Below are 23,728 nucleotides of genomic sequence, written 5' to 3' on the forward strand. Positions count from 1 at the left end.
AATTAAATGTGACCGAAAAGTTAGCCGATTGGCAACAGACTATTGAGACAATATGTCTAATTTGGGTTGCTCCTGATGTGACGCGCGGATACTCAAGTCTTCATGCACATTATTTATAAAATTTGCCCTGCTTTGCTTTGGCATGAGGCGGAACGCATCGGCTCATTCGAAGGAGCACCCATCGATATCCAGGATGGGTACATCCATTTTTCAACGGAAAAACAGGTCCGCGAAACGGCTGAAAAGCATTTTGCGGGTCGGAAAGATCTGCTGCTGATCGCCGTCGATGGCGATTCGCTCGGCGATGCTCTTCGTTATGAGCCGTCCCGAGGCGGAGATCTATTCCCGCATCTTTACGCGCCACTGCCCTTGTCCGCCGTCCGATGGGTAAAACCGATGCCGCTCGGCGCGGACGGCCAGCACATTCTTCCGGATCTTTCCCGATGATCGGTAAGCTCTTTTCCTTCGCCAAACCCGCTCTTCACGCGCTCGATGCGGAGACGGCCCACCAGCTGACGATCCGTGGATTGTCGCTGATGCCGATTGCGCCCGCGCCTGTGGACGATCCAAGGCTCTCCGTCGACGTCTTCGGTCGGCATTTCCCCAATCCGGTCGGGCTCGCTGCGGGTTTCGACAAGCAATGCGAGGTTCCCGACCAGCTCCTCGGACTGGGCTTCGGCTTCGTCGAACTCGGCGGCGTCGTGCCGAAGCCCCAGGCCGGCAATCCGCGCCCACGGGTCTTTCGCCTGGCGCGCGACGAGGCCGTCATCAACCGGTTCGGCCTCAACAGCGAAGGGCTCGATGCCGCGCGCCGGCGGCTTGCCAGCCGTCGCGGACGCCCGGGCATCGTCGGGGTCAATATCGGGGCGAACAAGGATTCGACGGATCGCATCGCCGATTATGTTCTCTGCATCGAGCGTCTGTGCGGGTTGGCGGACTTCCTGACGATCAACGTATCCTCTCCCAACACGCCGGGATTGCGCGACCTGCAGGGCGAGGCATTCCTCGACGATCTCCTCGCCCGCAGCATGGAAGCGCGTGACAAGGCGGACCTGGGCAGCGGCAAGACGATCATCCTGTTGAAGATCGCGCCCGATATTTCGCTCGACACGCTCGATGCGATCGTCGCCACGGCGCTCAAGCGCGGAATCGACGGGCTGACCGTTTCCAACACTACCATTGCCCGGCCCGACAGCCTGAAGGAAAAGGCGCTTGCATCCGAAACGGGCGGCCTGTCCGGCAAGCCTCTCTTCGTGCCGTCTACGAAGCTCCTCGCTGAGACGTTCCTGCGCGTGGAGCGCAAGGTCCCGCTCATCGGTGTCGGCGGCGTCGATTCCGCCGAGGCCGCCTGGGCCAAGATCCGCGCCGGCGCGAGCCTGGTGCAGCTCTATTCGGCCATGGTCTACAAGGGCCCCGGCCTCATCGGCGACATCAAGCGCGGGCTGTTGCGGACCCTCGCAAGCGAGCGGACGACCCTGGCGCAAGCCTTGGGACGCGACGCTTCGGCGATTGCCCAGGGACGATTCTAGCCGTTCATTTCCTCAAGACAGGCTGGCGAAGGTCTTCTTCGCCAGTCGCGGATAGAGCATGAACTGGCCGAGGCCGCGTGCGCTCAGGAACGTGAGGAGCGCAATCCACAAGGCCGTGTTGCCGAGATCGCGGGCCACCAGAAGAATGGCTCCGTAAACGATGAAGGCGATCACCATCAGGTCGCGCATGGACCTTGTCCAGGTCGCTCCCGTGTAGATGCCGTCGAACGCGAAGGCGGCTGCTCCGAGGAACGGGGTCAGGGCGGCGAAGACCAGGTAATCCCGCGCATAGGCACGCACCTCCGGGTTCGTCGACACGAAATCGATGAACACGCCGCCGCCGATCAGGAAAAGGCTCGAGACGGCGAAGCCGAAGCCGATGCACCAGCCCAGGTTCAGGCGAATGGCGCGTCGGAAGCCGCGTTCGTCCCGGGCGCCGATGCACTGGCCGCAGAGGGTTTCGGCCGCGGTGGCGAAGCCGTCGAGGAAATAGCCGCCGACCAGGAACATGTTGTAGAGTACCGCATTCGCCGCGAGCGTGACGTCGCCCGAGCGGGCCCCGAGCGCGCTGAAGATCGAGAAGGCGAGGATCAGCGCCACGTTGCGGATCATGATGTCCCGGTTCATTGCGAGCGTCTGCAGCATCGCCGCCCGGTTCAGGACTTCAGGCCATGTGACCGCCAGCGGATTCGAGCCGAGGCGGCGCAGGACCACGATGCCGATGCCGACGCCCAGTACTTCGGCCAGGGCCGTGCCGATGGCTGCGCCCGCAATGCCGAGGCCGAAGCCGAGGACCAGCGCCATCGTGAACACGATGTTCGCCACATTGATCGCCACCTGCAGCAGAAGCCCGAGATCCGTCCGCCCGCGCCCCAGGGGGGAGCCGAGGATCACGTAGTTTGCCAGAGTGAAGGGGGCAGCCCAGATGCGGATGAAGAAATAGATCGAGAGCGCGTCCGTCACGGCCGGGCTCGCGCCCGCCATGGAGAAGGCCAGCGAGGCGATGGGCCATTGCAGCAGGATCAGCAGGAGGCCGGTCACCCCTGCCACCAGGAACGCCCGGGCGAGCGTCAGGTCGACCTCATGACGGTTTCCGGCCCCGGTCGCCTGCGCGGTCAGGCCGGCGGTCGCCATGCGCAGGGAGCCGAAGCTCCAGAACACGAAGTCGAAGATCACGGCGCCCAGGGCCACCGCTCCGAGAAGATGCGCCTCGCCGAGCCGTCCGATCACCGTCGCGTCGACGAGCCCAAGAAGGGGCGTCGTCACGTGCGATAGGGTCATCGGCAGCGCGAGGAGCAGGATGCGCCGATGGGAGATGTCCAGGCGCCGAGTGCTCGTTGATCCGTCCATGATCCGTCTCGAACGCCTCAGCGGCGACTGCCGAACAGCCGGGAGATAAGCCAGAGCGGCACGACGATGATCGCGCCGTACAGGATCCAGCGTCCGACCTCGAGAACCGTCTCAAAGCTGAGATTGAAAACGGAGGCGATCCAGTTGAACAGGCGCTCGATCAGTTCGAACGGCGTGATCTCGTAAAAGGCCAGGAAGGCGCCGACGAGGAGGGACAGGAAGATCAGCTTCACCAGCACCGAGCCGGGGGAGCCGCCGAGAAAGCGGTTCAGGTTGGACATGTCCTCATCTCGTCAGAAAGCTTTACTGGAAGAAAGCGTAATGGACCTGGGGCGTCGTGTGTGCTTCATCGCAAGGGCCGGCGACGAACGCAACCTAAACCGAGCTTCGCATGATCGATCCAGCCCTTTTCGACCCCTCCGCCATCAGCGACGAGATCCGCGCCCAGAACGCCGAGATCGTGGCGAAGCTCGCGGCCCTGCCGGACCCCATGTCCGTGCCTCCGGCCCTGGTGCGGGAGCGGCGTCGCCAGGGGCTCGGGCCGTTTCCCCTGATGCCGTTGAGCGGCAAGGCGAAAACGATTTCCATCGATGGCCCCGCCGGTCCCATCCCCTTGCGGATCATCGCGCCCGAGAACCCCCGTGGGGTCTATCTGCATATCCACGGCGGCGGCTGGACCTGGGGCACAGCGGACGAGCAGGACCCCTGGCTCGACCGGCTGGCGGATCGCTGCGGCCTCGCGGTGGTCTCGGTGGAGTACCGGCTCGCCCCAGAAAATCCCTATCCGGCCCCGCTCGACGACTGCGAGGCGGCGGCCCTCTGGGTGATCGGGGAGATGGAAAGCCGCTTCGGCACCTCGCGCCTGTTCATCGGCGGCGAGTCGGCGGGCGCCCATCTCTCGGCCGTCACGATCCTGCGTCTTCGCGACAAGCACGGGCTGAACCCCTTCCGGGGTGCCAATCTCTTCGCCGGCTGCTACGACCTGAACCTGACGCCGAGCGTGAGGAGTTGGGGACCTGAGCGGTTGATCCTCAACACCGGCGATGTCACGGCGATGGCCAACAACCTGTGCGGCTCCCATGCGGACCGGCGCAGCCCCGATGTCTCGCCGCTTTATGCCGACCTCAAGGGCCTCCCGCCGGCGCTGTTCTCCGTCGGCACGAAGGACATGCTCCTCGACGACACGCTCTTCATGGCGTCGCGCTGGGCGGCGGCCGGCAACACGACCGACCTCGCCGTCTGGCCCGGCGGCTGCCACGTGTTCATCCGCTTCGACAGCGCCCTGTCGGAGCAGGCGCTGTCGCGGATCGACGGGTTCATCGAAGGGCTTTAGAGCCTCGGACCCAAAAGTGGAATCCACTTTTGGGATTCATCCGATGCTCCAACTCTTTGTTGGCGCATCGAATGGACCGGAAAACCGGGGCCACTTTTCCGTCCGATGCGCTAGTCGGCCCCGGCCGGGGAGGGGCGCTGGGTCACGCCGATCTTCGACGCGGCAATGACGGCCTGCGTGCGGCTGTCGACGCCGAGCTTGTCGAGGATGGCCGAGACATGGGCCTTCACGGTGGCTTCCGAGACGCCGAGTTCGTAGGCGATCTGCTTGTTGAGCAGGCCTTCGGACAGCATGGTCAGGACGCGGACCTGCTGCGGGGTCAGGGTGCCGAGGCGGCGGACGAGATCGGCGGTTTCGGCATCTTCCGATGCGGAAAGGTCTACATCGGGCGGGGTCCAGGTGTCGCCCGCGAGCACCGCCTGGATGGCGCCGCCGATGCTATCGGTGTCGATGGATTTCGGGATGAAGCCGGAGGCGCCGAAATCCATGGCGCGGCGGATCACCGTCGGCTCTTCCGTTGCGGAAACGATCACGACCGGCAGTTCCGGATACTGGGCCCGAAGCGACATCAGGCCGGAAAATCCCTGCACACCCGGCATCGTCAGGTCGAGCAGGATCAGGTCGACATCCCTCTCCTGGGTCAGGGTCGTGTTCAGGTCATCCATGCCGCTCGCCTCGACCACCCTGGCCTGGGGCATCGTAGAGGCGACCGCCTGCCTCAACGCCCCGCGAAACAACGGATGGTCATCGGCGATGATGATCGTGGTGGTTTGACTCTGCACGTTCCGTCTTCTCCCACGAGAGCTTTCCTGAGCCTTAGCCGCATCCTTTGCAGGATGGCAAGGCGGCAAACGTTGATCCCGGCTATTCTAAGGCAATCTGCCAGGGCGTCATATGCAATCATGTGGATTAAGCCCCGATCAGGTGAAGTATAACGTCGCGGCGATGCGCCCTGTCCCGGTGCTCGGCAAGATAGATCCCCTGCCAAGTTCCTAAATTCATCCGACCTTCCGTAACGGGAATGCTCAAGGACACGCCCGAGAGCATGGTCCGGATATGGGCCGGCATGTCGTCCGGCCCCTCTGCCGTGTGGACATAGCCGGCGGTCCGGGGCGCCAGCCGGTCGAAGGCGGTCATCAGGTCGCGGCGGACATCCGGGTCGGCGTTCTCCTGGATCAGGAGCGAGGCCGAGGTGTGGCGGCAGAAGGCGGTCAACAGACCGGTCCGGATGCCGGTTCCGGCCACCCACTCGGCCACCGCGTCGGTGAGCTCGGTCAAGCCCTGGCCCCGGGTGTCGAGGCTCAGCCTGCCGCTGCTCTGCCGCCCGATCGCGCCTTCGGATACGGTTTCGATCCTCATCCCTTCCGCCTCGTCGCTGCCTTGTCCTGCAGGGGATAGACCTCCTCCTCGCCGCGCTCCAGGATCTTTTCCAGGGTCTCGATCCGGTCCGCTTCCGCGGCGGGTTTGTCCCACCGGATCCGGTTGATGCGGGGAAACCGCATGGCGACGCCGGATTTGTGCCGGGTCGAGCGCTGCAGCCCTTCGAAGGCCACCTCCAGTACGAGGCCCCGGTCCTTGCCGTATTCCACCTCCCGCACGGGGCCGAAGCGCTTGACCGTGTGGTTGCGGACATAGCGGTCGAGCTTCACCAGCTCCTCGTCGGTGAAGCCGTGATAGGCCTTGCCGACCGGCACCAGCTCCTCGCCGCTAGGGCCGTCGCGCCAGACGCCGAAGGTGTAGTCAGAATAGAAGGACGAGCGCTTTCCGTGCCCCCGCTGGCCGTACATCATCACGGCGTCGACGAGGTAGGGATCGCGCTTCCACTTGTACCAGTAGCCCTTCGGTCGGCCAGGAAGGTAGGGGCTGTTCGCCCGCTTCACCATGCAGCCCTCGATGGCGTCTGCGTCGGGGCCGGCCCCCAGGGAGGCCGGGTCGGCACGGGCGGCCGCGAGATCGTCCCAGGTCGAGAAGGGCACCATGGGCGAGAGGTCGATGCGCGGATCGTCGAGGCGGGCGACGAGCGCTTCCAGGCGCTTGCGCCGCTCGGCGAAGGGGAGGGCGCGCAGGTCTTCCTCGCCCTCGAACAGGATGTCGTAGACGCGTAAGTGAGCCGGAAACTCCGCGATGAGCTTGGGCGTCACGGCCTTCCGGTTCAGGCGCTGCTGGAGCACGTTGAAGCTCTGGACGCGACCCTCGCGCACGATCAGCAATTCGCCGTCGATGGCACCCTCGAAATCGAGCGCCTCCACGAGATCCGGAAAGGCCCGGGAGACGTCCTCGCCCGTGCGGGAATAGATCCGCTTCACCGGCCGCCCGTCGCTGCCGTGCCCGGCGGCCGCCTGGAGGCGGATGCCGTCCCATTTCCACTCGGCCAGGAACTCGGAGGCTTCGAGCTTCTCGAAATCTTCATCCTCGAGGGGATGCGAGAGCATGGACGGGCGGAACGGCGCAGGATTGCCGGATTCGGGCTTGGGTCCGCGCCCCTCGACCCAGGCGAAGAGATCCTCGTAAGGCGCCTCGAGGCCGTGCCAGACCAGCTCGACCTCGTCGGGCCCGATCTCTCCGAGCTGGGCGACCGCCGTCTTGGCGAGCCGCGCCGAGACGCCGACGCGCAGCTCCCTGGTGATGAGCTTGATCAGCGCCCAGCGCCCCGTTTCGTCCAAGGCGTCCATCCACTCGGCCACTTTGCCGGGCAGGTCGCTCTTGCCGGTCGTCGCGAGCGTCTCGATCACCTCGGTGAGACTCGGGACATGGGGCGGCGGGTTGTTGTGGCCGATAGCCGGAGCGCCCGATGCGGGAGCCACGCTCTCATGTCCGGGCGAGGGCCAGATCAGGGCCACGGTCTCGGCCAGGTCGCCCACATAATGATAGGACATGCGGAACAGCTCCGGATCGGTCCGCTCCTCGACGAGACCGCGGATCAGGCCGGGTTTGGCCTCCTTGAACATGAGCGCTCCGGTCATGGCCGCGAGGGCATAGCCGCGTTCCGGATCCGGTGTGTGGTGGAAGTAATCGGTCAGGAGCCGGAGCTTCGCGTTGCGGCGGGGCTCGTAGCCGAGGCGGTCGAGAAGGGCGGCGAAGCGGTTCATGCGGCGTCTCCCGCTTCAGTGGCGGCGGGAGCCTCCTCCGCCTCGCCCTCGTCGCCATAGCCTAGCATATGCAGCGGGCGCGCCCGGATGCCGTGGGTGGTGCACCAATGGACCAGGGCGTCCTCCTGCCCGTGCGTAACCCAGACCTCTCCGGCCCCGGTCTCGCGGATCGTGCGGCACAGATCGTCCCAGTCGGAATGATCCGAGATCACCAGCGGCAGCTCGACGCCCTTCTGCCGGGCGCGGGCCCGCACCCGCATCCAGCCGGAGGCGAAACAGGTGACCGGGTCGGGAAAGCGCCGGGACCACAGGTCCTGGATCGACGAGGGCGGGCAGATCACGATGGCGCCGGCGAGCTTCGACCGCTCGGAGGCCACGACCTTCGGAGTCTCGCCCAACGGGACCCCCTCCGATTTGTAGAATTCGGTCAGGCGCTCCATGGCGCCGTGGAGATGGATCGGCCTGTCGTAGCCTTCCTCGCGCAGCAGGGCCATGACCCGCTGCGCCTTGCCGAGCGCATAGGCGCCGACGATATGGGCGCGCTCGGGGAACAGGGCGACGGAATCCAGGAGCTTGCGCACTTCGGCCCGCGTGTCGGGATGGCGGAAGACCGGCAGGCCGAAGGTCGCCTCGGTGATGAAGACGTCGCAGGGCACGACCTCGTAAGGCAGGCAGGTCGGGTCCTCCGCGCGCTTGTAGTCGCCCGAGACCACGATCCGGGTGCCTCCGGCCTCGATGGTAATCTGGGCCGAGCCCAGCACATGGCCGGCGGGCGTGAAGCGCACGGTCACGTCGCCGATCCGCAGGCTCTCGCCCAAGGGCGCCTCCTGGGTCGAGCCCGCGAAATCCTCGCCGTAGCGCACTGCCATGATGAGCAGGGTCTCCCGGGTCGCCAGGACGGAATGGTGGCCCGACCGGGCATGATCGGAATGCCCATGGGTGATCAGCGCCCGTTTGACGGGGCGGACCGGATCGATGTGGAAATCGCCAAGGGGGCAGTAGAGCCCTTGCGGGGTCTGGGTGAGGATGTCGGTGGAACGCAGCGCCATGGATGAGAATATAGGGTTCGGCCCGTCGATATCAGGTTGAGGGATAATGCCGTGCTCCACGATGGGCTCCATCGTCCTTGCTGGATCGCCGTGCCGATATGAGTGCGTCGACACGGCGCGGCGCCGGAACCCCGAAGCAGTCATTCCCGCATCGGCGGTTCTTGGTCCCGGGTTCCGCTGCGCGGCCCCGGGAAAAGCCGACCATGACGGGCGGGTGCTGACCCCCTCAAATTCAAAGAGCCAGCACCTTTGGGCCCGCAGCTTGCGCTGCGAGCCTTTCGGGTTCGAGGGTGGCGCGTCGGGCAGCCCGGCTCGCTCTCTAGGGGTGAATGTGAGAGCCGAACTGCTCGTCACGCACGGTTCTTTTCAGGTGGACCAGCTGGGGAGCCCCCAAGGTCGACCTCCCGCGACCACAGGCGTGCGAGACCTGCGGCGGGACCGTGCCTGCTCTCACTCTTGCGACGCCTCGCGAGCGCGCCCCTCGTCAGAGCAGATCTAGGGCAACGATATAGCCAAGGTTATCCGCCCTGTCAAGAACAAAGTGAGAACATAACATCGCCTCGCACCCGGAGCCCTCCTCAGGATGAGGCCGGAGGGGGTGTTGGCACGGCAGGACGGGGATGGCCGCAACACGTGCGGCCATGACGATGAAGGTGTCATCCTCACGTTGGTTGCCGCAGGGGAAGGGGATCCGCGCTCCAGCGCCGAGCGATGGATTGCCTCCCTCTCCGCTGTACGTCCATCCGGGAATGACACCGCGGGCGCGCCATTGACAGCTTTTCCGCTCTCCCGCATCCAAAGGCCATGTCACCGACCTCCACCGTCCGTTCCTCCGGCGATTTTCTGGCCGACCGCCGCTATGAATATGCCCGTGGGGCGTTCGACGAGCGCGACTTCGAGGCCGCTGCCGATCTCGCCCAGCAGGTGCTCGAACTGGCGCCGGGCTTCGCGGCCGCCCATGCGATGCTGGGGCGCTCGCTCGCCGAACTCGGCACGCGGGAGGAGGCGGTGGACGCCCTGCGGCGGGCCCTTTCCCTGGACCCTGAGGACGCGTTGGGCGTGCGGCTCGACCTCGCCAGGCTAGGCGCGCTGACGCCCGATGAGGCGATCACCGGGGGCTACGTGCGGGCCCTCTTCGACGATTACGCACCGAAATTCGACCGGCATCTGACCCGAAGCCTCGCCTATCGAGGCCCGGCACTGATCGCCGACGCCCTGCGCCGGGCCTGTTCCAGGCAGATCCGCGATTTCCGCTTCGGGCCGACGCTCGATCTCGGCTGCGGCACCGGGCTGATGGCGCAGGAGCTCGCCGGTCTTTGCAGCGGGATCGAGGGCGTCGATCTCTCGCCGCGCATGCTGGAGAAGGCTGAAAGGACGAAGCTCTACGTTGCCCTGCACGAAGGCGAGCTCGTCGCGTTCCTGAGCGGACGCGGGGTAGGCGAAGCGGACCTCGTCGTGGCGGCCGACGTGTTCGTCTACATGGCGTCGCTCGACGCGGTTTTTCGCGAGGCGCATCGTGTGTTGAAGCCCGAGGGCTTCTTCGCCTTCACCGTTCAGGCCCATGAGGGTGAGGGCTATATCCTGGGTGACGACGCGCGATACGCTCACGGCGAACCTTACCTGCGCCAGCTCGCCGACAGCGTAGGGTTCACGCCCGTCGTCTTCGAACGCGTCTCGACGCGGGAGGATCGCGGCGTGCCGGTTCCCGGGTTTCTCTTGGTGTTGCAGCGGTCGACCGCCGACCGTTTTTGACGTCATGCCGGGGCTGTCCCAGCCATGACGAGGAGGGTGTCCTCCCCGGCGCACGGAGTGTGGGAAGGGGATCCATGACGTTGCGCCTGATCGTGGATTCCCTTCCCCTCCGCTGCGCTTTGGCCGGGAATGACACCGAAGGCGCATTTCCAGTCGAGATTAACGGCACAAGGCCGGTGATGACGCTAGAAGGGGCATTTGCCCATCAGCCGGCATGCGGCCACGTTCGTTCGTAAGGGGCGCCTATTGCGCCGGTGTCGAGGGGTGCGGGGCGCTCTCGTAGCAGCCCATCACCGATTGGTCGAAATCGATCACCGAGCCGGTCATCATGCCGGATTCCGAACTGCACAGGAACGCCACGGCGCGGGCCACCTCCGTGGGTTCGAGCAGGCGCCCGAAGGGCTGTTCCTTCATGGCCTTCTCCAGCCATCCGTCCTGGGCGCCGTGATAAAGCCGAATGATCCTGTCCTCGCCCGGCGTGTTCATCCAGCCGATGTTCAGGGCGTTCACGCGGATGCGCCACGGCATGAGGCTGAAGGCGGCGTTCTTGGTGAGGGTGGCGAGCGCGCCCTTCGAGCCGCTATAGGCGGTGATGAAGGGCTGGCCTCCATGAGCCGACATGGACAGGATGTTGACCATGGCGCCCTCGATCTTCTCGCGGCGCATGATCTTGGCGGCCTCCTGCATCAGGAAGAAGGGCGCGCGCACATTGACCGCGAACATGCGGTCGAACAGCTCGGGGCTGGTGTCGAAGATCGTGCCGCGGTCGGTGATGCCGGCCGCGTTCACCAGCGCGTCGACGCGCCCGAACACGCTGTCCGCCCGTGCCGTGACCTGACGCGCCTCGTCGACGCTCTCAAGATCGGCCTGCACGAATTCCGTGTGGCACCCTTGCCCCGAGATCTCCCGCGCGACGGCGTGTCCGCGCTCCGCGTTGCGGCCGCAGATCACGAGCCCCTTGGCGCCGCGCTCGGCGAAGGTGCGGGCGATGGCCTCGCCGAGCCCTTGGGTTCCTCCCGTAACGACGGCGACGGCATTCTGGAATTGGAAATCGTCGGGCATGGCATTGACCTTTTCATCTCGTTGTTGGCGTTGAGCCGAGCTGAAATGATCTTACACAGGATGGCAAGCGGACATTGGCGGCGTTCACACCCGTTTGCACCATGATGAATGCGATTTCGTTTCTTCCGATAGGGAATTCTCTGGCGAAAGGCCCGATGGACCTTATGTTCAGGATCCATGTCTCAAGCGTCCCTTCTCCCGAAAACCTTCCGTGACTGGTTCAAGAGCCGAGGCTGGGCGCCGCGCGAGCACCAGCTCGACCTGCTCGCCAAGGCCCGGCAGGGGCGCTCCGTCCTGCTCGTGGCGCCGACGGGCGCCGGAAAGACCCTCGCCGGGTTCCTGCCGAGCCTGGTGGAGCTGGCCGAGCGAGGGCCGGGACGAGGCACGACCCAGGACAGGCGAGGGCTCCACACCCTCTACATCTCCCCCCTGAAGGCGCTTGCCACCGACATCGCCCGCAATCTCGAAACGCCCGTGCAGGAGATGGGGCTCCCCATCCGCATCGAGACGCGAACGGGCGACACCCCCTCCCACAAGCGCGCCCGGCAGATCGAGCGCCCGCCGGACATCCTGCTGACCACGCCCGAGCAGCTGGCGCTCCTGCTCGCCCATGCGGAGGCGCGGGAGTTCTTCCAAAATCTGCGCCGCGTGGTGCTGGACGAGCTGCATTCCCTCGTCACCTCGAAGCGCGGCGACCTGCTCTCGCTCGGGCTGGCGCGGCTCCTGGCCATCGCCCCGGAGGTGACGGCCGTGGGCTTGTCCGCGACGGTGCGCGAACCGGACGATCTGCGGCGCTATCTGGTGCCTCAGCATTCCACCTCCCCCTCGAGGGGGGAGGTCGCACCGCAGGTGCGGGAGGGGGTGGGAGGCGCGAGCTTTAAAAGCGAAGTGCTGCCACCCCACCCCAGCCTACAGGCTGACCCTCCCCCTCAAGGGAAGGGTGAAGAAGCGCTCGCCGATCTCGTCGTCGTCCAGGGCGGCGCGCAGCCGGACATCCGCATGCTCGAACTCGACGAGCGCCTGCCGCTCGCCGGCCACACGGCCTCGCTGTCGATGCCGGCGATCTACGATCTGATCCGCGCGCACAAGACCACGCTCGTCTTCGTCAACACGCGCCTGCAGGCGGAATACACGTTCCAGGAACTCTGGAAGCTCAACGACGACAACCTCGCCATCGCGCTCCATCACGGTTCGCTCGACGTGTCGCAGCGCCGGCGCGTGGAGGAGGCGATGGCGGCGGGAAAATTGAAGGCGGTCGTGTGCACCGCGACGCTCGATCTCGGCATCGACTGGGGCGACGTGGATCTCGTGGTGAATGTGGGCGCGCCGAAGGGCGCCTCGCGCATCATGCAGCGCATCGGCCGCTCGAACCACCGCATGGACGAGCCGTCGGAAGCCTATCTCGTACCGGCGAACCGCTTCGAGATCCTCGAATGCCGCGCGGCGCTCGACGCGGTGCACGAGGCGGCGCAGGATACGCCGGATGCGCGCACCGGCGCGCTCGACGTGCTCTGCCAGCACATCCTCGGCATGGCCTGCGCCGAGCCGTTCAGGCTCGACGAACTCTACGAGGAAGTGCGGTCCGCCGCACCCTACGCGGGTTTGACCTGGGAGGATTTCGAGGCCTGCGTGGCCTTCGTCGCGACGGGAGGTTACGCCCTTCGTGCATACGAACGCTTCGCCAAGATCGTGAAGGGCAAGGACGATCTCTGGCGCGTGCGCGACGCGAAGGTCGCGCAGCAATACCGGCTGAATGTCGGCACCATCGTCGAGTCCAGCATGATCAAGGTGCGGCTCGGCAGGAGCGCGCGCTCGCGTCCCGGCACGGTCCTGCCGCGCGGACGCATCCTTGGCGAGATCGAGGAGTATTTCGCCGAGACGCTCACGCCGGGCGACACGTTCCTGTTCGCCGGCGAGGTGCTGCGCTTCGAGGGCATCTCCGAGGACGAGGTGCTGGTGACGCGGGCGGGTTCGGGCACCGATCCGATGATCCCGTCCTACGAGGGCGGCAAGTTCCCGCTCTCGACCTTTCTCGCCGCGCGGGTGCGGGCGATCCTGGCCGATCCGTTCGAATGGGACCGCCTGCCGCCGCAGATGACCGAGTGGCTCCTGCAGCAGCGCCGCCGCTCCATCGTGCCCGGACCGCGCGACCTCCTGGTCGAGACCTTTCCGCGCGGCAACCGCTACTACATGACCTGCTTTCCCTTCGAGGGCCGGCTCGCGCACCAGACGCTCGGCATGCTGCTCACCCGTCGCCTGGAACGGGCGAAGCTCAAACCGCTCGGCTTCGTGGCCAATGATTACGGGATCGCGGTCTATGCCTCGGGCGACATCGCGGCCCGCGCCGGGCGCGACCCGGCCTTCATGGACGACCTCTTCTCCGAGGACATGCTCGGCGACGACCTGGAGGACTGGCTCGCCGAATCGGCCCTCATGAAGCGCACCTTCCGCCAATGCGCGGTGATCGCGGGCTTGATCGAGCGTCGCTTTCCGGGGGAGAAGAAGACCGGCCGGCAGGTCACCATCTCGACGGATCTCGTCTACGACGTGCTGCGCAAGCACGAGCCCGACCACGTGCTTCTGCGTGCCGCGCGGGCGGATGCGGCAACGGGACTCCTCGACGTGCGGCGCCTCGGCATGATGTTAGAGCGCATCCGGGGGCGAATCATCCACAAGCCGCTCGACCGGGTTTCTCCTTTGAGCGTGTCCGTCATGCTGGAGATCGGCCGCGAGCGCGTCTATAGCGACAACGCGGACGAAATTCTGGCCGAGGCGGAAGCGGCGCTTCTCGACGAGGCTTTGGCGTGACGGCATTGCTTAAGAACAAACAGACAACGCACGAGATCGAGCTGTCCGGGCAGCTGGCGCTCCTCGACCTGACCGGCGCGATGGCGCTGCCCGCGCACGATGCGCTGCTCGTGGCCGATCTCCATTTCGAGAAGGGCTCGTCCTTCGCCCGGCGCGGCATGATGCTGCCGCCCTACGACACCCGCGAGACGCTGGCCGCTCTCTCCGATGCGGTGTTCCGCTTCGATCCGAAGACCGTCATCGCCCTCGGCGACAGCTTCCACGACATCGGCGGACCGGATCGGCTCGGCGAGGAGGAGCGTTCCGCCTTGGCCGAGGCGCAGAAGGGGCGCGAGTGGATCTGGGTCACGGGCAATCACGACCGCATCCTGCCCGACAGCATCGGCGGGCAGGTGGTCGAGGAGATGGCGCTCGGCTCGCTCACCCTGCGCCACGAGCCGGCGGCGGGCGAGCAGGCGGAAATCGCCGGCCATCTGCATCCCGTCGGCAAGGTGGTGATGCGCGGCCGCGCCACCCGGCGGCGCTGCTTCCTCACGGACGGTCAGCGCTGCGTCATGCCGGCGCTCGGCGCCTATGCGGGCGGCTTGAACGCCTGCGACGCCGCCTTCAAGCCGCTCTTCCCGAAAGGCTTCACCGCGCATCTCATCGGCACCGAACGGATCTTCGCGATTGCCCGGGCGATGCTCTGCCGGGATTGAGCGACGCAAGCCCTCTTGCTGTTGCAGTGGTCACCCGGTCTTCTTCACCACGGGCGCCTCGGAGAAACGGGCCTGCCTCGGCGCGAGCTCGTGGCCCTGCGGCTCGGTGAGAAGGCTGTAAAGCTCCGGCCGTCGGCCGCGAATCCAGCGCCGGCCTGTGGCGAGCGGCAGGAGGCCGAGGTCGAGATCGGCCACGACAAGGGCATCCTGCGCTTTCCAGGTCTCGTTGATGATGCGGCCGTAGCAATCGATGATCATGGCGTTGCCGGTGCGCACCTCGCCGTCGTCCTCGCCGACGCCGTTGGCGAACAGCAGGAAATAGCCGTTGTCGTGGGCACGGGCGGGCAGCCAGCGCAGCAGCCATTCGCGCCCTTTTGGCCCACGGAACTCGGCTTCGATGGCTTCGGGATCGTTGTGGCGGTTCTCCCAGAGGGCAGGGTCGATGAGGCCCATCGCCTGGGGACTGCGGGAATGGCAGCCGCCGGTCTGGTGCGGCGCCATGACGATGTCGGCGCCGAGAAGGGCGGTGGCGCGGGCGTTCTCCACGAGGTTGTTGTCCCAGCAGATGAGCACGCCGACCTTCACGCCGAAAGGAGTGTCGAAGACCGTGTAGCTGTCGCCGCTGGCGATGTCGTCACTCTCGAAGGCGTGAAGCTTGCGGTGGCGGTGAACCTGTCCGTCGGGCAGGCAGACCACATAGGTGTTGAACAGGCGCCCGTCGTCTCCGCGCTCGATCAGTCCGACGCCGATGACCATGTCATGGCGCTTCGAGAGTTCGAGGATGGCCTGCGTGGATGGACCGGACGGCACGGGTTCCGCAAGCTGCTCCAGCCGCTCGCGTCCCAGATTGCGAACGTGCCAGTAGCCGGTGAGGCACATCTCCGGGAAAGCCAGGATCTTGACCTGCGCCTCGGCGGCTTCCCGGGCGAAGCGCTCCACCACCGACATGTTGTAGCCCTTGTCATCCGCCTTGTGATGGAACTGAACCGTTCCACACCGGAGCATCATGGTGCACCCCTTGTTCCTGCCGTCGACAGGATTGCCTGCCTGTCCTGCGTCGTAAAGGGGGATGCGCGCCTATTCAGTCCCGCCGGAAGATCGTGCTGGCGAGCCAGCCGAAGAAGAGCGCGATGGCGGCCGTGGTCAGGCCGTAGGCGAGCGACCAGTCGCGGGCGATGACGCCGACCTGCTCCTCGAAGCCGGTCTTGACCAATTCGAAATGGGTCTGCGTGCGGGCCAGGATCACGGTGTCGGCGAAGAGCGTCACGTCGACGTCGTAATTGCCGGGCGGCGCCGTCGCCGGCAGCGCGATGGCCGCGCGAAAGATCTCGGGCGTCAGGAACGTCACGCCGCGCTCGTCCTCCAGATAGAGGCCTTCCTCCGCCTTGAGCCGGTACAGCGCATCCCGGAACGGCTGGTCAGCGCCCCCCCGCGCGAGGGTGAAATCGCCGGAATTGATGACGGCGCCCAGGCCGATCTTCTGGCGCTGGCGCAACTGGTCGCTCGTGATCTCCGTGATAGGCCGGGAGCTGAGCACGTTCAGGTAGGACGGCGCCGTCGGGAATTTCTGCTGATCCTGGTTGATCCAGACGGGACCGAGCCGCTCCTTTTCGCGCACGGTGAGGAACTGGCGCGGGCCGCGCACGGTCACGACGATGTCGTAGCCCGTGGCGCGGGCGATGGTTTGCGCGTCCCGCTCGATGGCGCCGAACACGGCAATCTGCGTACCCGTATAATTCGAGTTGATCAGGACCCGATGGTTCGACAGCGAGGTGATCAGGGTTTCCGCGCGGGCGCAGGCCATCGTGGCGAGAAGGATCAGGAGGGCGCCGGCGAGCCTCACGTGCGCACCTCCTGCACCGTGATGGAGAACGGCTCCTCCGGCTTCATCACCAGTTCGAGGCCGAAGCGCAGGCCCACCGCCAGCAGCAGGATGGCGAGCAGGAAGCGGAACAGCTCCGCCCGCAGGTGGCGGCCCATGCGCGCGCCGAACTGCGCGCCGAACACGCCGCCGACGATGAGCAGGATCGCCAGGACCATGTCGACGGCCTGGTTCGTCACCGCATGGAGAATGAGGGCGACCAGGGTCGTGCAGACGATCTGGAACTGGGAGGTGCCCACGACCACGTTGGTCGGCACCCGGAAGACGTAGAGCAGGGCCGGCACCACGATGAAGCCGCCGCCGATGCCGAGCAGCGCGCCGGCAAAGCCGATGAACAGCGACAGCCCGACGATCGGGATGATGCTCACATAGAGCTTGGACCGGTAGAAGCGCATGCGCAGGGGCCAGCCGAGATAGGGTGCATGCTCGCCGGCCCTGCGCCGCGGGCGCACAGCGCCGCCCTTCCGGCGGCTCCAGAACTCCCGGATGCTCTCCTTGAGCATCAGGCTGCCCACGATGGTGAACAGCGTCACGTAGGAGACGACGATGACGAGGTCGAGCTGGCCGGCCCGCCGCGCCGCCGCGAAGAACCACACGCCCAGGGCCGAGCCGACGAAGCCGCCCGCGACCAGGATGGCGCCGAGCTTATGGTCGAGGGCGTTGCGGCGCAGCGCGCCGAGCACGCTCGTGGTGGAGGAGGCAACGATCTGGGCCGATTGCGTCGCCACCGCGACGGCCGGAGGGATGCCGAGGAAGATCAGGAGCGGCGTCATCAGAAAGCCGCCGCCGATGCCGAAAAGGCCCGAAATGAAACCGACCGCCGCACCCATCCCCAGAATGAGAAGAACGCTCACAGGCATCTCGGCGATCGGCAAATAGATTTGCACCCCGGTTCCCCCAATGGCCGGTGCAGCCATGTCGTTGTTACAGCATCATGCAGGCGATGTAACGGTCATGTTCTGAACGGAAGATGACAAAGCCCGCGTGCCGTCAACTCCGGTTGCCAGGAGTTCGATCCAGAACGGCGGTCTGGCCCTGGGCCGCGCCCGGCGGCTTGTTCGCGACAGGGTCGGCGGTCCGCGGGCGCCAGAGTTCGAGAGCGGCCTTGGCGGCCTTGATCTCGGCCTGGCTCATGAACACGGCGATCTCCTCGCGCTTCTGCCCGGCTTCCGGGTCGCCCTGGTCTGCGGCAAGGGAGAACCACCGATAGGCCTTGGAGCGATCGGGCCTTGCCCCGATGCCGCGGGCGAGCAGGACGCCCAGGTTGTACTGGCTGTCCCGCAGGCCGTATTCCGCAGCCTCCGCGTACCAGCGCAGAGCGGCGGCATAGTCCGGCTTGCCGTTCTTGCCCGAGGCGAGGACAGTGGCGAGGTTGTGCATGGCGCGGATGTTGCCGCCCAGGGCCGCACGCTCGTACCAGAAGGCGGCCTGCTTGAGATCGAGCGGAACGCCTTCGCCCTTTTCATGCATCATGGCGAGCCGTTCCTGGGCAGGGGGCAGGCCCGCTTGGGCAACGCGCTCGAAGAGACGGGCTGCGGCTTTCGCGTCCCTTGCCATGCCGCGGCCTTCCGCGGCCCGCGACGCGAGCTCATAAAGCGCCGCCGCATCGCCGGACAAGGCCGCGTGCTGCAGCGCTGCGGGCGTATCGGCGGGGATGCCGTCGATGGTCGCGGGATCGACCAGGAATTGCCCGGCCGGCACGGGGTCGGAGGGGATGGAGCCCGTGGCGAGGCTGGACGACTGGAAAAGATTCGTCTCTTCGGCTGCCGGGGGATTGCCCGCCTCGTCGGCTCGCATTGCCGGTGCTGGCTGCGCCGGCGCCTGCACGCTCGCCGGCACCAGCGACAGGTCCTGCAGGTTTTGGGTGACGGACAGGATCTGGTAGGTGCCTGCGGCCAGGATCAGGAAGGCGAGCCCGAAGAGAAGCGGACGTCGCCGGTTGTCGAGGCTCCGGCGCAGGCGCTCGAAGAAGGATCCGGGAGGAGGCAGGAAATCGTCGGATTCCGGCTCTTCCGTGTCGGCGAATTTCGCCTCCCAGGATGACGCCCTTGCGGCGGGCTGCAGTTCCGGTGCCGTGTTCTGCACGGCCCGTCGCGCCGCGGCGATGAAGTCGGCGCGCACGGTTCCGAGATCGGGTTCGGGAGCAACGTCCGGAGCCTGCGCCATGGACGGTTCCCGGGAGATTTTGTCCAGGGGCGCCGGAGCGGTTTCTTCGATCTGAGTCAGGGTGGCGGCATGGAGCCTGCGCACGGCCGCTTCCAGGCGGTCCGCGGGCTGCAACGGTTCGACACCCAGGCTCGGCGACGATCCGACCGCGCCGGCAATGGAGATCGCGGTCTCGTTCGGCAGGCGGGAGACGAGCGCCTCCAGCGCATCGTGAACGGCGCGCAGGGTTTCCTGCGTCTTCCTGTCGGAGCGGTTGTGCAGCGCCTTCAGCTCGACGAAGCCATGCTTGAGCACATCGAGATCGCCGGTCGCCGGCAGGGAAGGGCGGATGTCGTTCAGCACCGTCCGGGCGGCACGCTCGGCAATGCCGACCGCTTCGTCCTGAAGGCTCCTGAGATGCCCGGTCGCTTCGGTCAGGACCGTGTGCAGAGCCTCCCCGGGCACCTGCTCGAAGCGCTCGGTCAGGGTTCTGATCTGACGCTCGAGGTTATCGAGGCCCGCAGGGTGAGGCGGCGTCCGCTCGAGCTTCTCGTCGATGGAGCGGAGCATCTGCGCCATGCCGGTGGCATCAGGCTGCCGGGCGAGTTCGCGCAGTTCCTGCTCGATGCGGTCGAAGCGCCGCATCAGAGGCTCATGAGAGGCCGTCTCCCGTTCGGCAACGGCGTCGATCCGCGAGGTCAGCCGCTCGATGGTCCCGGTGAGTGTCTCGCTGCCGCCGACGCGGCTCTCCGACAGGTTCGCCATCCGCTCGGTCAGAAGCGCGAGTTGCGCGCTGATCGGGGCGAGATCGGTCGAGACGGGATCCGGTCGGCGCACGAGCGCGTCGATACGCCGGCTCAAGGTCTCCAGCTGCTCGGGAACCTTGCTCGTCTCCTGCGCGGTGGCGGTGACGTAGAGGGCCGAGCAGACATCGTCGAGGGACGTCTTGAGGGCGGTGAAATCGCTTTTGCTCACCTGGTGGAGGCGAAGTTCCGAAAGCTGGCGGCTGATCGTCCCGATGTCGTCCGAGAGCCGGGCGATCTGCTGCGGTTCGGCCCGATGCGCCAGATCCTGGCGCATGTCGACGATCTGGCCGCTCAGGAAATCGACGACGGAGCGGTCGACGCCCGTGGAAGCCAACGCGTCGATCTTGCCCTTGATTTGGTCGATCTCGCGGCCGATGCGCCGGTGCAGGCCGTCGCTGACGTCTTCCGAAAGGGACTGGACCTGCTCGTAGAGCACGGTGATCGAGCTGGCGAGGGTCCGCAGATCCTTCGTGGTCGGCCCTTGTTCGAGCTCCTTGCCGATGGAGCCGAGGGCTGCACCGAGAGCCGCGATCTCGTCGCGGGTCGCCAGGCTTTCGATGCCTGCGCGCAATCCGTCGATCTCGGTCCTGATGCCCTCGACGGCGGGGGCCCAGAAAGAATGGGGCTGCTCGAGATGTGCCGTGAGGCGGGACATGTCCGCCCGCAGGCCGGTCAGCGTCTCGGACACGGGAGCGAGCGCCTTGAGCGCTTCCTCCATGGGGAATTCGATGCGGGCCGGCGAGGCCCGTTCCGCGGTCACCTTGCGTTCGACCGAGTCGAGGCGGTTCTTCAACGAGGCCAGAGCCTGGGACAGCACGGCGGCGATCCGGTCCTGCTGGTCCGCAGAGCCGCGGGTCGCCTCATTCAGGCGGATCTCGGCCTGCTCGATCCAATGGGCCATGGACTCGAGAGCAATCGCGGTTTGCGCAGCCTGGTCCTTGGCCTGGCGCTCGCCCTCCTGGGCCACGGCAGCCATCAGGGATTCATAATCCTGCCTGGATGGGGATCGGGGCGAAGGAGACACCCGGGGGATCACGCTGTCGAGATCGCTCCCGGCTCTCCGAGGTGAGGAGACCGGCTTGCCCTGTGCCCCTTCGAGGACGGAGGCGGTCCATTCGTCAAGGCTCATGCCGGCCCGGCGGGCCGCGGCGGCAATCAGCTCGCGGGCGTTGAGGTCCAGGTCGCTCGGTCTCGAGAAGACGGGTCGTCTCATGATGGGACTCGCGGGGGGTACTCGTGAACTGGTGTGGCTGGCCTGGCCCCGTGCCGGTGCTCGCCTGGCGGGCCAAGCGCCCGAAAGAGGCGAATCACGCCGCTTCCAAACCCTTTGCCCGACGTCGCAACTTTTGTCCGTCGTAGTAAAAAACTCGTTAAGGATAGGGAGTTAGCGGCAACGATATCCGCTGCTGGGCGGGTGCCGTTAGGTCATGTGCGAGGAGGGGCGCCCTTTGCCTCTGCGGAACAGCCTTGATGCAATACTCTTGCAAGATAACGAAAATGTGTTCTATTATTTCGTTACGAAAGGATACGTGCTGGGCCACAGATCCTCTGACAATAACAATCGATGGGGCGTTCCATGAATCAGTTTCTAATCACTCCGAATGTCGACGAGACCGGAGAGGGTACGAAATCCTACACGATCGGCGATCTCGCGCGCGAGTTCGGAGTGACCCTCCGGACCCTGCGCTTCTATGAGGACCGCGGTCTCCTGTCCCCGCGCCGGGACGGGACGGCGCGCATCTACGACGCCCGCGATCGCGAGCGTCTTTCCGTTATCCTCAAGGGCAAGCAGCTCGGCTTCACGCTCACCGAGATCCGCGCCATGGTGGCCGAGGAGCGGTCGGGCGCCGGGGCGGCCATGAACCTCAAGCTCTCGCTCGATCAGATCGAAAGCCAGATTCAGCATCTCGAACAGCAGAAGAAGGAGATCGAGGAGGCCTTGGCCGAGCTCCAGGCGCGCCGCGCCGGCCTCGCCGCCGCCGCCTGAGCGGCCAGCGCTCTCTGCAAAACTCGAACCTTCTAGAACGCCCACTCGGGAGCATGGCCTTTGCCTGCTGACGGGTGGGCGTTGCCGTTTGTCAGGGGGAGCCTGCGCCGCCCTCGCCAGGGAGGATGATGCCCACCCCGTCCTCGCCAGCCATCCTGCTTCTGTGAGGCGCAGCGCTTTTCCGGTCGAGATCACCGGGATGGTGATGACCTGAAAGGGAGCGGGCAGGGCATTGCCAGCGTTCCACTGACGAGCGGCGCCTCTCGACTGACCGGAGCGGCGGCCTGGCGGAAAACCGCCTTTGTCGCTTCCACCAAAGATATTCGACCCTACCTCTTTCCAAAACGGCGATATAGTTTATATGTGAACTATATCTTTGGCCGGTGCGGATCCCTGCGGATTCTCGGCACCGGAATCCGATCTGGGAGAGTCCGAATGCCGGTCTACAAGGCCCCCGTCGAAGACGTCACATTCCTTCTGAACGACGTGTTCCCGATTGAGCGGTACAACAATCTGCCCGGTTTCGCCGATGCGACGCCCGACATGGTCGAGACGATCCTCTCTGAGGGTGCCAAGCTGTGCGAGGAGGAGTTCGCGCCCCTGAACCTGTCCGGCGACCAGGAGGGCTGCACCCGCAATCCGGATGGCTCGGTGACGACGCCGAAGGGCTTCAAGGCGGCCTACGATGCCTATGCGGCGGGCGGTTGGATGGGGCTCGCGGCGCCGGAGGAATACGGCGGGCAGGGACTTCCCTCCGTCCTGAACACCATCATGCAGGAATTCGTCTCCTCGGCGAACCTCGCGCTCGGCATGTATCCGGGCCTGACCCAGGGAGCCATCGCGGCGCTCCTCGTGCACGGGACCGAGGAGCAGAAGCAGACCTATCTGCCGAAGATGGTGGAAGGCGCCTGGACCGGCACCATGAACCTCACCGAGCCCCATTGCGGCACGGACCTCGGCCTTCTCAAGACGAAGGCGGTGCCGAACGGCGACGGCTCCTACGCGATCTCCGGCACCAAGATCTTCATCTCGGCCGGCGAGCACGACATGGCTGAGAACATCGTCCATCTGGTGCTCGCCCGCATCGAAGGGGCGCCGGCCGGCACCAAGGGCATCTCGCTCTTCGTCGTGCCGAAGGTCCTCGTGAATGAGGACGGATCCCTCGGCGATCGCAACGGCGTCTCCTGCGGCTCCCTCGAGCACAAGATGGGCATCCACGGCAACGCCACATGCGTGATGAACTACGACGGCGCGAAGGGCTGGCTCGTCGGCGAGGCGAACCGCGGTCTCAACGCGATGTTCGTCATGATGAACGAGGCGCGGCTCGCGGTCGGCGTCCAGGGATTGTCGCAGTCCGAGGTCGCGTATCAGAACGCCGTGACCTATGCGAAGGACCGCCTCCAGGGCCGTTCGCTCACGGGTGCGAAGTTCCCCGACAAGCCGGCCGATCCGATCATCGTGCATCCGGATGTGCGCCGCACGCTTCTCTCGATCAAGGCCTTCAACGAGGCGGCGCGCGCGCTCGTCGTCTGGACGGGCCTCAACAGCGATATCGCGCATCGCTCGTCCGACGATGCGCAGCGCCAGACCGCCGAAGACTACATGGGCCTGATGACGCCTGTGGTGAAAGGCGTTCTGACGGATCTCGGCTTCGACAATGCGGTCAAGGCGCAGCAGATGTTCGGCGGCCACGGCTATATCGAGGAATGGGGCATGTCGCAGTTCGTGCGCGATGCCCGCATCGCCATGATCTACGAGGGCGCCAACGGCATTCAGGCCATGGACCTCGTCGGCCGCAAGCTCGGCAAGGACGGCGGACGGGCCGTCATGAACTTCTTCAACGAGGTCGGCGCCTTCTGTCAGGAGAATGCCGGCGACGAGACCATGAAGGCCTACATCGCTCCCCTGCAGCAGGGTCTCGGCCACCTGCAGCAGGCGACCATGTGGTTCATGCAGAACGCCATGGCGAAGCCCGACAACGCGGGTGCTGGCGCCACAGACTACATGCACCTCTTCGGCCTCGTGGCCCTGGGCTACATGTGGGCCAGGATCGCGAAGGCCGCACAGACGAAGAAGGCTCAGGGCAACGGCGTCGCGGCCAAGATGGATGCGAAACTGCTTACGGGCCGCTTCTTCATGGAGCGCATGATGCCTGAGACCGGGATGCGCCTCGCGCGCATTTCCGCCGGTGCGGACACCACCATGGCGCTGCCGATGGAAGCCTTCTAACCGACAAGT

19 protein-coding genes are annotated in these 23,728 nt (G+C 66.0%); 8 read left to right on the plus strand and 11 right to left on the minus strand.

Features of this window, described 5'->3' with window-relative positions; all coding sequences use genetic code 11:
* Positions 1 to 102 precede the first annotated feature (102 nt).
* Positions 103 to 447 carry a DUF952 domain-containing protein gene (locus H0S73_RS07890; protein ID WP_181051630.1) on the plus strand — a complete coding sequence of 115 codons (345 nt, stop codon included), beginning with the start codon at positions 103 to 105 and terminating at the stop codon, positions 445 to 447.
* On the plus strand, positions 444 to 1,529 hold the full coding sequence (locus H0S73_RS07895) for a quinone-dependent dihydroorotate dehydrogenase (RefSeq protein ID WP_181051631.1): 1,086 nt from the start codon (positions 444 to 446) through the stop codon (positions 1,527 to 1,529). The genes H0S73_RS07890 and H0S73_RS07895 overlap by 4 nt, the downstream gene beginning before the upstream one ends.
* A 12-nt stretch (positions 1,530 to 1,541) precedes the next feature.
* On the opposite strand, the gene H0S73_RS07900 is transcribed toward H0S73_RS07895, so the two are convergent.
* Both H0S73_RS07900 and H0S73_RS07905 read right to left on the minus strand, forming a co-directional pair.
* Positions 1,542 to 2,879 carry an MATE family efflux transporter gene (locus H0S73_RS07900; RefSeq protein WP_181051632.1) on the minus strand — a complete coding sequence of 446 codons (1,338 nt, stop codon included), beginning with the start codon at positions 2,877 to 2,879 and terminating at the stop codon, positions 1,542 to 1,544.
* Positions 2,880 to 2,896: 17 nt separating this feature from the next.
* Positions 2,897 to 3,160, minus strand: coding sequence for a DUF6460 domain-containing protein (locus tag H0S73_RS07905; RefSeq protein WP_181051633.1), 264 nt, complete (start codon positions 3,158 to 3,160; stop codon positions 2,897 to 2,899).
* Positions 3,161 to 3,270: 110 nt separating this feature from the next.
* Between H0S73_RS07905 and H0S73_RS07910 the strand changes: the two genes are divergently transcribed.
* Positions 3,271 to 4,212: an alpha/beta hydrolase gene (locus H0S73_RS07910; RefSeq protein ID WP_181051634.1), complete on the plus strand. Its 942-nt coding sequence runs from the start codon at positions 3,271 to 3,273 to the stop codon at positions 4,210 to 4,212.
* A 110-nt stretch (positions 4,213 to 4,322) separates the two neighbouring features.
* Here the strand turns inward: H0S73_RS07910 and H0S73_RS07915 are convergent, their stop codons facing one another.
* From H0S73_RS07915 to H0S73_RS07930, 4 genes are all read right to left on the minus strand, one after another.
* Positions 4,323 to 4,994: a response regulator gene (locus H0S73_RS07915; protein WP_009491399.1), complete on the minus strand. Its 672-nt coding sequence runs from the start codon at positions 4,992 to 4,994 to the stop codon at positions 4,323 to 4,325.
* 127 nt (positions 4,995 to 5,121) lie between these two features.
* Positions 5,122 to 5,571 carry a secondary thiamine-phosphate synthase enzyme YjbQ gene (locus H0S73_RS07920; RefSeq protein ID WP_181051636.1) on the minus strand — a complete coding sequence of 150 codons (450 nt, stop codon included), beginning with the start codon at positions 5,569 to 5,571 and terminating at the stop codon, positions 5,122 to 5,124.
* The gene (locus tag H0S73_RS07925; protein ID WP_181051637.1) at positions 5,568 to 7,301 is read right to left on the minus strand and encodes a cisplatin damage response ATP-dependent DNA ligase; all 1,734 of its coding nucleotides are present in this window, start codon (positions 7,299 to 7,301) and stop codon (positions 5,568 to 5,570) included. Before H0S73_RS07925 ends, H0S73_RS07920 begins: the two co-directional genes overlap by 4 nt.
* Complete coding sequence (locus H0S73_RS07930) at positions 7,298 to 8,350, minus strand: ligase-associated DNA damage response exonuclease (protein WP_181051638.1); 1,053 nt, start codon at positions 8,348 to 8,350, stop codon at positions 7,298 to 7,300. Before H0S73_RS07930 ends, H0S73_RS07925 begins: the two co-directional genes overlap by 4 nt.
* 804 nt (positions 8,351 to 9,154) lie before the next feature.
* Between H0S73_RS07930 and H0S73_RS07935 the strand changes: the two genes are divergently transcribed.
* A complete protein-coding gene (locus H0S73_RS07935; RefSeq protein WP_181051639.1) occupies positions 9,155 to 10,102 on the plus strand; it encodes a class I SAM-dependent DNA methyltransferase in 948 nt (315 codons plus the stop codon).
* Positions 10,103 to 10,345: 243 nt separating this feature from the next.
* Here H0S73_RS07935 and H0S73_RS07940 read toward each other — a convergent pair whose 3' ends face one another.
* Entirely contained in the window at positions 10,346 to 11,164 is an 819-nt protein-coding gene (locus tag H0S73_RS07940; protein WP_181051640.1) for an SDR family oxidoreductase, read from the minus strand.
* A 177-nt stretch (positions 11,165 to 11,341) separates the two neighbouring features.
* Between H0S73_RS07940 and H0S73_RS07945 the strand changes: the two genes are divergently transcribed.
* Complete coding sequence (locus tag H0S73_RS07945) at positions 11,342 to 13,972, plus strand: ligase-associated DNA damage response DEXH box helicase (protein ID WP_181051641.1); 2,631 nt, start codon at positions 11,342 to 11,344, stop codon at positions 13,970 to 13,972.
* Entirely contained in the window at positions 13,969 to 14,670 is a 702-nt protein-coding gene (gene pdeM, locus H0S73_RS07950; RefSeq protein ID WP_181051642.1) for a ligase-associated DNA damage response endonuclease PdeM, read from the plus strand. The genes H0S73_RS07945 and pdeM overlap by 4 nt, the downstream gene beginning before the upstream one ends.
* A 30-nt stretch (positions 14,671 to 14,700) precedes the next feature.
* Here the strand turns inward: pdeM and H0S73_RS07955 are convergent, their stop codons facing one another.
* From H0S73_RS07955 to H0S73_RS07970, 4 genes are all read right to left on the minus strand, one after another.
* Positions 14,701 to 15,678, minus strand: a complete 978-nt coding sequence (locus H0S73_RS07955) for a nitrilase family protein (protein WP_181051643.1) — start codon at positions 15,676 to 15,678, stop codon at positions 14,701 to 14,703.
* 73 nt (positions 15,679 to 15,751) lie between these two features.
* Positions 15,752 to 16,513 (minus strand): TIGR02186 family protein, encoded by a 762-nt coding sequence (locus tag H0S73_RS07960; protein WP_181051644.1) that lies wholly within the window; start codon positions 16,511 to 16,513, stop codon positions 15,752 to 15,754.
* Positions 16,510 to 17,439 carry a TSUP family transporter gene (locus tag H0S73_RS07965; protein ID WP_181051645.1) on the minus strand — a complete coding sequence of 310 codons (930 nt, stop codon included), beginning with the start codon at positions 17,437 to 17,439 and terminating at the stop codon, positions 16,510 to 16,512. Before H0S73_RS07965 ends, H0S73_RS07960 begins: the two co-directional genes overlap by 4 nt.
* Positions 17,440 to 17,542: 103 nt before the next feature.
* Positions 17,543 to 20,716 carry an SEL1-like repeat protein gene (locus tag H0S73_RS07970; RefSeq protein WP_181051646.1) on the minus strand — a complete coding sequence of 1,058 codons (3,174 nt, stop codon included), beginning with the start codon at positions 20,714 to 20,716 and terminating at the stop codon, positions 17,543 to 17,545.
* Positions 20,717 to 21,079: 363 nt separating this feature from the next.
* Between H0S73_RS07970 and H0S73_RS07975 the strand changes: the two genes are divergently transcribed.
* Positions 21,080 to 21,490 (plus strand): MerR family transcriptional regulator, encoded by a 411-nt coding sequence (locus H0S73_RS07975; RefSeq protein ID WP_181051647.1) that lies wholly within the window; start codon positions 21,080 to 21,082, stop codon positions 21,488 to 21,490.
* A gap of 435 nt (positions 21,491 to 21,925) precedes the next feature.
* Positions 21,926 to 23,719, plus strand: coding sequence for an acyl-CoA dehydrogenase C-terminal domain-containing protein (locus H0S73_RS07980; RefSeq protein WP_181051648.1), 1,794 nt, complete (start codon positions 21,926 to 21,928; stop codon positions 23,717 to 23,719).
* The last annotated feature ends 9 nt before the right edge of the window (positions 23,720 to 23,728 follow it).

The sequence above is a fragment of the Microvirga mediterraneensis genome (assembly GCF_013520865.1).
Taxonomy (GTDB): domain Bacteria; phylum Pseudomonadota; class Alphaproteobacteria; order Rhizobiales; family Beijerinckiaceae; genus Microvirga; species Microvirga mediterraneensis.

Excerpts from the sequence above, each read along its gene's own strand:
- H0S73_RS07890 (WP_181051630.1), top strand. The coding sequence starts at position 103 with ATGCACATTATTTATAAAATTTGCCCTGCTTTGCTTTGGCATGAGGCG.
- H0S73_RS07895 (WP_181051631.1), top strand. The coding sequence starts at position 444 with ATGATCGGTAAGCTCTTTTCCTTCGCCAAACCCGCTCTTCACGCGCTC.
- H0S73_RS07900 (WP_181051632.1), bottom strand. The coding sequence starts at position 2,879 with ATGGACGGATCAACGAGCACTCGGCGCCTGGACATCTCCCATCGGCGC.
- H0S73_RS07905 (WP_181051633.1), bottom strand. The coding sequence starts at position 3,160 with ATGTCCAACCTGAACCGCTTTCTCGGCGGCTCCCCCGGCTCGGTGCTG.
- H0S73_RS07910 (WP_181051634.1), top strand. The coding sequence starts at position 3,271 with ATGATCGATCCAGCCCTTTTCGACCCCTCCGCCATCAGCGACGAGATC.
- H0S73_RS07920 (WP_181051636.1), bottom strand. The coding sequence starts at position 5,571 with ATGAGGATCGAAACCGTATCCGAAGGCGCGATCGGGCGGCAGAGCAGC.
- H0S73_RS07925 (WP_181051637.1), bottom strand. The coding sequence starts at position 7,301 with ATGAACCGCTTCGCCGCCCTTCTCGACCGCCTCGGCTACGAGCCCCGC.
- H0S73_RS07930 (WP_181051638.1), bottom strand. The coding sequence starts at position 8,350 with ATGGCGCTGCGTTCCACCGACATCCTCACCCAGACCCCGCAAGGGCTC.
- H0S73_RS07935 (WP_181051639.1), top strand. The coding sequence starts at position 9,155 with ATGTCACCGACCTCCACCGTCCGTTCCTCCGGCGATTTTCTGGCCGAC.
- H0S73_RS07940 (WP_181051640.1), bottom strand. The coding sequence starts at position 11,164 with ATGCCCGACGATTTCCAATTCCAGAATGCCGTCGCCGTCGTTACGGGA.
- H0S73_RS07945 (WP_181051641.1), top strand. The coding sequence starts at position 11,342 with ATGTCTCAAGCGTCCCTTCTCCCGAAAACCTTCCGTGACTGGTTCAAG.
- H0S73_RS07955 (WP_181051643.1), bottom strand. The coding sequence starts at position 15,678 with ATGATGCTCCGGTGTGGAACGGTTCAGTTCCATCACAAGGCGGATGAC.
- H0S73_RS07970 (WP_181051646.1), bottom strand. The coding sequence starts at position 20,716 with ATGAGACGACCCGTCTTCTCGAGACCGAGCGACCTGGACCTCAACGCC.
- H0S73_RS07975 (WP_181051647.1), top strand. The coding sequence starts at position 21,080 with ATGAATCAGTTTCTAATCACTCCGAATGTCGACGAGACCGGAGAGGGT.
- H0S73_RS07980 (WP_181051648.1), top strand. The coding sequence starts at position 21,926 with ATGCCGGTCTACAAGGCCCCCGTCGAAGACGTCACATTCCTTCTGAAC.